This window comes from Variovorax sp. WDL1, assembly GCF_001541225.1.
Lineage (GTDB): Bacteria > Pseudomonadota > Gammaproteobacteria > Burkholderiales > Burkholderiaceae_C > Variovorax.
Map to the genome: position 1 here is coordinate 80,433 of NZ_LMTS01000324.1, position 5,386 is coordinate 85,818.

The window sequence follows — 5,386 nt, forward strand, 5'->3', positions numbered from 1 at the left end:
ATGCGGGTGCACCCTTCCTCGAGCTGTCCACGCTGGCGGGCTTCTGCCAGGACCGCCCCGACCCGGACAAGAGCGTGCCGGGCGGCGGCGTGATCTCGGGCATCGGCCAGGTCTCGGGCATCCGCTGCATGATCAGCGCCTCCGATTCCGGCATCGACGCCGGCGCGCTGCAGCCCATGGGGCTCGACAAGCAGCTGCGCGTGCAGGAGCTGGCGCTGGAGAACCGGCTTCCCTTCGTGCAACTGGTCGAGAGCGCCGGTGCCAACCTGATGGCCTACCGCGTCGAGGACTTCGTGCGAGGCGGCAACATCTTCCGCAACCTTGCCCGCCTGTCGGCCGCCGGCCTCCCGGTGCTGACGGTGACGCACGGCTCCTCGACCGCCGGCGGCGCCTACCAGACCGGCCTTTCGGACCACATCGTCATGGTGCGCGAACGCACCCGCGCCTTTCTCGCCGGCCCGCCGCTGCTGCTGGCGGCCACCGGCGAGGTCGCGAGCGAGGAGGAGCTGGGCGGCGCCGCCATGCACACCTCTGTCTCCGGCCTTGGCGATTACCTGGCCGAGGACGACCGCGACGCGCTGCGCATCGCGCGCGAGATCCTGGCCTGCATCGACTGGAACCGCGGGCTGCCCCGGGAGCCGCGCAGCTTCACGCCGCCGCGACACGATGCCGAGGAGCTGCTGGGCATCATGCCGATGGACCCCAAGCGTCCGGTCGATATGCGGCAGGTGATCGCCCGCATCGCCGACGGCTCCGAGTTCCTCGCCTTCAGCCCCGACTACGGGCCGGCCACCGTCTGCGGCACCGCGATGATCGAGGGCTGGCCGCTGGGCATCATCACCAACAACGGCCCGATCGACGTGGCCGGGGCGAACAAGGCCACGCACTTCATCCACGCCTGCTGCCAGGCGCGCACTCCCATCCTCTATCTGCAGAACACGACCGGCTACATGGTGGGCCGTGCGCACGAGGAGGCCGGCATGATCAAGCACGGCTCGAAGATGATCCAGGCCGTGACCAGCGCGAGCGTGCCGCAGTTCACCATTCATTGCGGCGCCTCCTTCGGCGCCGGCAACTACGGCATGTGCGGGCGCGGCTTCCATCCGCGCTTCTGCTTCTCCTGGCCCAACGCCAGGACGGCGGTGATGGGCGGCGAGCAGGCGGCACGCACCATGGCCATCGTCACCGAGGCCGCGATGCGCCGCAAGGGCGAGGTGGACCACGCCAGGCTCGAGGCGCTGCAGCGCCAGATCATCGAGCGCTTCGAGCGCCAGATGAGCGTGTTCAGCACCAGCGCGCTGTTGCTCGACGACGGCGTGATCGACCCGCGCGACACCCGCGCGTTGCTGGCCGAGCTGATGTCGATCTGCCGCGATGCCGAGGCGAAGACGCCGCAGCCCATGCAGTTCTCGGTGGCCCGGCCGTGACGGCTATACCTACGCCCTTCCGCAAGATCCTCATCGCCAACCGCGGCGAGATCGCGGTGCGCGTGATGCGCACCGCGCGCTCGCTCGGCTACCGGACCGTCGCCGTGTACTCCACCGCCGACGCCGGCGCGCTGCACGTCGAGCAGGCCGACCAGGCGGTCTGCATCGGCGAGCCCCTGCCGGCGCAGTCGTACCTGTGCATCCCGGCCATCATCGAGGCGGCGCGGCGCACCGGCGCCGATGCGGTGCATCCGTGCTATGGCTTCCTCGCGGAGAACGAGGCGTTCGCGCGCGCCTGCCGCGAAGCCGGGCTGGTGTTCATCGGGCCCTCGCCGGAGGCCATTGCCGTCATGGGCGACAAGGCCGGCGCCAAGCGCCGGATGAGCGAGGCCGGGGTACCCTGCATCCCGGGCTACCAGGGCGGCGACCAGGGTGACGAGCGGCTGAGGAGCGAAGCCGGGCGCATCGGCTATCCGGTGATGATCAAGGCCTGCGCCGGCGGCGGAGGCCGCGGCATGCGGCTCGCATCGTCGGACGCCGAATTCGCCGAGCTGCTCAGGAGCGCGAAGTCCGAGGCGCGCGGTGCTTTTGGCGACGACAGCGTGATCCTGGAGCGCGCCATCGCGGCGCCGCGCCACATCGAGATCCAGGTCTTCGCCGATCGGCATGGCAACGCCATCCACCTCGGCGAGCGCGACTGCTCGGTGCAGCGCCGCCACCAGAAGCTGATCGAGGAGGCGCCTTCGCCGGCGGTCACGCCCGAGCTGCGCGAGCGCATGGGCGCGACGGCAGTGGCGGCCGTGAAGGCGATCGGCTACGAGGGCGCGGGCACGCTGGAATTCCTGCTCGATGCGCAGGGACAGTTCCATTTCATGGAGATGAACACGCGGCTGCAGGTCGAGCATCCGGTGACCGAGGCGATCACCGGGCTTGATCTGGTGGAACTGCAATTGCGTATCGCCGCGGGAGAGCCCCTGCCGCTCACGCAGGCGCAGGTGCGCCTCGACGGCCACGCCATCGAGGTGCGGCTGTGCGCCGAGGATGCGGACACGGGCTTCATGCCGCAGAGCGGCACCCTGGCGCTGTGGCAGCCGCCGGAGGGCGTGCGAACCGAGCATGCGCTGCGCCCCGGTGCGGAAGTCCCGCCGTGGTACGACTCGATGATCGCCAAGCTGATCGGCCAGGGCCGCACGCGCGAAGAGGCGCGCCGCCGCCTCTTGCACGGGCTGGAGGAACTGGTGGCGCTCGGCGTCAGGACCAACCAGGTCTTCCTGGGGCGTTGCCTGGCGCATCCTGTTTTCGTCGAGGGCGGGGCTGCCACCGATTTCATCGCGCAGCATTCCGATGCCTTGCTTGCGCCGGACGATGGGGCGCATCTGCGGGCAGCAGCTGTGGCAGCCGTGCTGCTGCACGAGACCGCGGATGGCCGGGCGCGACGGTGGGGCGAGCGCGCGCTGACGCATTCGCTAGCGGTCCCGCTGCGTTTCGACGTGGACGGACGGCGTCATGAAGGCGAGCTGCAGTTGCGCAACCATCAGCGCTTCGAGGTCGAGCTCGACGGCCGCAGCATCGCGCTCGCGCTGCTCCAGCTTGACGGCGACCGGGCGCGCCTCGTCTGCGATGGTGTGATGGACGGCGCGGTGTTCCACCGCGAGGGCACGCGCCTGCTGCTGCACTACTGTGGCCGGCCCTTCGTCATCGACGACCACGCGCGCGCCGCGGGCGTGCGTGCGGGCGAGGCGCGTGGCGACGGCAAGCTGCGCGCCTCGATGAACGGGCGCGTGGTCGCGGTGCTGGTTGCGGTCGGCGACCGCGTGGAGGCGGGGCAGCCCATGGTCACGCTCGAGGCGATGAAGATGGAGCACGTTTATGTGGCGCCCGCAGCGGGCAGGGTGAGCGCGCTGCATGTCGCCGTTGGCGAACAGGTGGAGGCACAGCGGGTGGTTGCAGAAGTCGAGGCGGGCGCTTCGTAGGGCATACCGCCGGTTCCGTGATACGTCCGGTGCCCTGGCACTTGAAGTACGCGCAAGCGCCCACAAGCACGGCCTCCAGCAATGCCGCCTTAGCGTGCCTTGCCTTTTCTCTTCTTGGCCGCAGCACCCCGCACGCGCTTCGGCGCCGCAGCGCGCAAGGCGGCCTCCCACGCCAGCCGGCCCCAGCGCATCGCCTCCTCGCGGTCCTCGAAGATTTCCTCGGGCGCCTGGCGATAGGACATCTCCGTGCGCCGGCCCTCGCGCTCGTAGCCGAAGGCGGGCAGTCCGCGCTTCTCGAATTCGGCCAGCGTGTCTGCATCGGCCTTGAGGTAGAGCGTGTCCTTGACCACCAGAGCGAACATGCGTCCGTCATGGTAGATGCCGTGGCCGCCGAACATGCGCCGCGCGTCGATGCGCCCCATGCGCTCGAAGACCTCGTGAAGACTCTGGACGAACTGGCTCATCGTGCGTGGATGGTAGCCGCCTCGTGCCACGACGCCGCGTTGACCTGTGCCGATATGGTTGATACTATCAACGAACAAGAACCCACGGAGACAGATGTGACGCAGACAGATTCGGCCTGCGGGCGCAGGAATGCGCTTCGCCTTCTCACGGCGTTCGCCGCCGCCGGTGCCTGGCCCGCGGTGCAGGCACAGGATGCGTTCCCGAGCAAGCCGATCCGCGTGATCGTGCCCTTCGCGCCGGGCGGCGCGATCGACGTGGCGGTGCGCGCGATGACCGAGCGCGTGGCCGTCGAGATCGGCCAGCCGGTGGTGGTGGATGCCAAGCCAGGCGCCGCCACCATCGTCGGTGCAGATGCCGCGGCCAAGGCGGCGGCCGACGGCTACACGGTGCTGGTGACGACCAGCAGCACGACCATCAACAACGCCGGCGCCTACAAGAAGCTCCCGTACGACCCGGTTGCCAGCTTCGCGCCGGTGACGCTGGTGTCGCTGGGCAGCGTGATGTTCGCCGGGTCCGCCAACGCGCCCTACGACGGCCTGCAGGAGTTCGCGCAGTGGGCCAAGGCGCAGAAGCGGCCGATCTCCTATGGCACCTGGGGCAAGGGCTCCTCGGCCCATCTGTTCGGCGAGTTGCTGCGCACGCGCTACGGGCTGGAGATGCAGCACGTGCCGTACAAGGGCGACGTCAGCGCGCTGAGCGATGTGCGCGGCGGCGTGCTCGACACCACCTTTTCCAGCCCGGTAAGCGCGCGGCCGCTGGTGCGCGCGAATGCGATCAAGGCGCTGGGCATGACCGGCCCGCGCCGCTCCGGCGGCCTGCCGGAGCTGGCCACTTTTGCCGAGCAGGGCTTCGCCGGATTCGAGCTGGCGGGCTATGTCGCGGTCTACGTCCCCGCGGGCACGCCCCGGCCGGTGATCGACCGGCTGCACAAGGCCTTCGTCGCTGCCATCCGTACGCCGGAGGTGTCGCAGCGCTTGATCGACCAGGGCCAGGATCCGATCGCCAGCACGCCCGAGGAGCTGGCCGAGGTCTACAGGCGCGACGCGCCGCAGTGGCTGGCGCTGATGAAGGCCGCGGGCGTGGAGCCGGAATAGACAGATCGAAGGAACCCCTCTTCATGAAAGCACCTCAGGACCATCGTCACGTCATCCCCATCCGCAGCGCCTACGAGCTGTCCGCGCCCGTGGTGCGCGACGAGCTGGTACGTACGGGGCGCGGCACCGCGATGGGCGAGCTGCTGCGCCGCTACTGGCATCCGGTCGGCCTGGCCGCCGATGCAGGCGAGACGCCGCGCTTGATCCGCGTGCTCGGCGAGGACCTGATCCTCTTTCGCGCCGGCAACGGCGAGCCCGGGCTGCTGCACCCGCGCTGTGCGCACCGCGGCGCCTCGCTGCTCTACGGCAAGGTGGAGGCGGACGGCATCCGCTGCTGCTACCACGGCTGGAAGTTCGGCCCCACCGGGCAGTGCCTGGAGCAGCCCTGCGAGCCGGACGGCGGCAGCCGGCTCGGCCGCATGCTGCA

General features: G+C 70.1%; 5 protein-coding genes. 4 read left to right on the plus strand and 1 reads right to left on the minus strand.

Going from position 1 to position 5,386, the window contains the following annotated elements; genetic code table 11:
* Positions 1 to 1,427 (plus strand): acyl-CoA carboxylase subunit beta (locus APY03_RS36725; RefSeq protein ID WP_232324551.1); only part of this gene is annotated, 1,427 nt, incomplete at its 5' end.
* Entirely contained in the window at positions 1,424 to 3,400 is a 1,977-nt protein-coding gene (locus tag APY03_RS36730; RefSeq protein WP_269475627.1) for an acetyl/propionyl/methylcrotonyl-CoA carboxylase subunit alpha, read from the plus strand. The genes APY03_RS36725 and APY03_RS36730, both read left to right, overlap by 4 nt.
* An 89-nt stretch (positions 3,401 to 3,489) precedes the next feature.
* On the opposite strand, the gene APY03_RS36735 is transcribed toward APY03_RS36730, so the two are convergent.
* Positions 3,490 to 3,864 carry a TfoX/Sxy family protein gene (locus APY03_RS36735; RefSeq protein WP_068685253.1) on the minus strand — a complete coding sequence of 125 codons (375 nt, stop codon included), beginning with the start codon at positions 3,862 to 3,864 and terminating at the stop codon, positions 3,490 to 3,492.
* Between the two features lie 96 nt (positions 3,865 to 3,960).
* Between APY03_RS36735 and APY03_RS36740 the strand changes: the two genes are divergently transcribed.
* Both APY03_RS36740 and APY03_RS45080 read left to right on the plus strand, forming a co-directional pair.
* Positions 3,961 to 4,959, plus strand: a complete 999-nt coding sequence (locus APY03_RS36740) for a Bug family tripartite tricarboxylate transporter substrate binding protein (protein WP_068685255.1) — start codon at positions 3,961 to 3,963, stop codon at positions 4,957 to 4,959.
* A gap of 23 nt (positions 4,960 to 4,982) precedes the next feature.
* Positions 4,983 to 5,386 (plus strand): Rieske 2Fe-2S domain-containing protein (locus tag APY03_RS45080; RefSeq protein ID WP_232324552.1); only part of this gene is annotated, 404 nt, incomplete at its 3' end.

Excerpts from the sequence above, each read along its gene's own strand:
- APY03_RS36735 (WP_068685253.1), bottom strand. The coding sequence starts at position 3,864 with ATGAGCCAGTTCGTCCAGAGTCTTCACGAGGTCTTCGAGCGCATGGGG.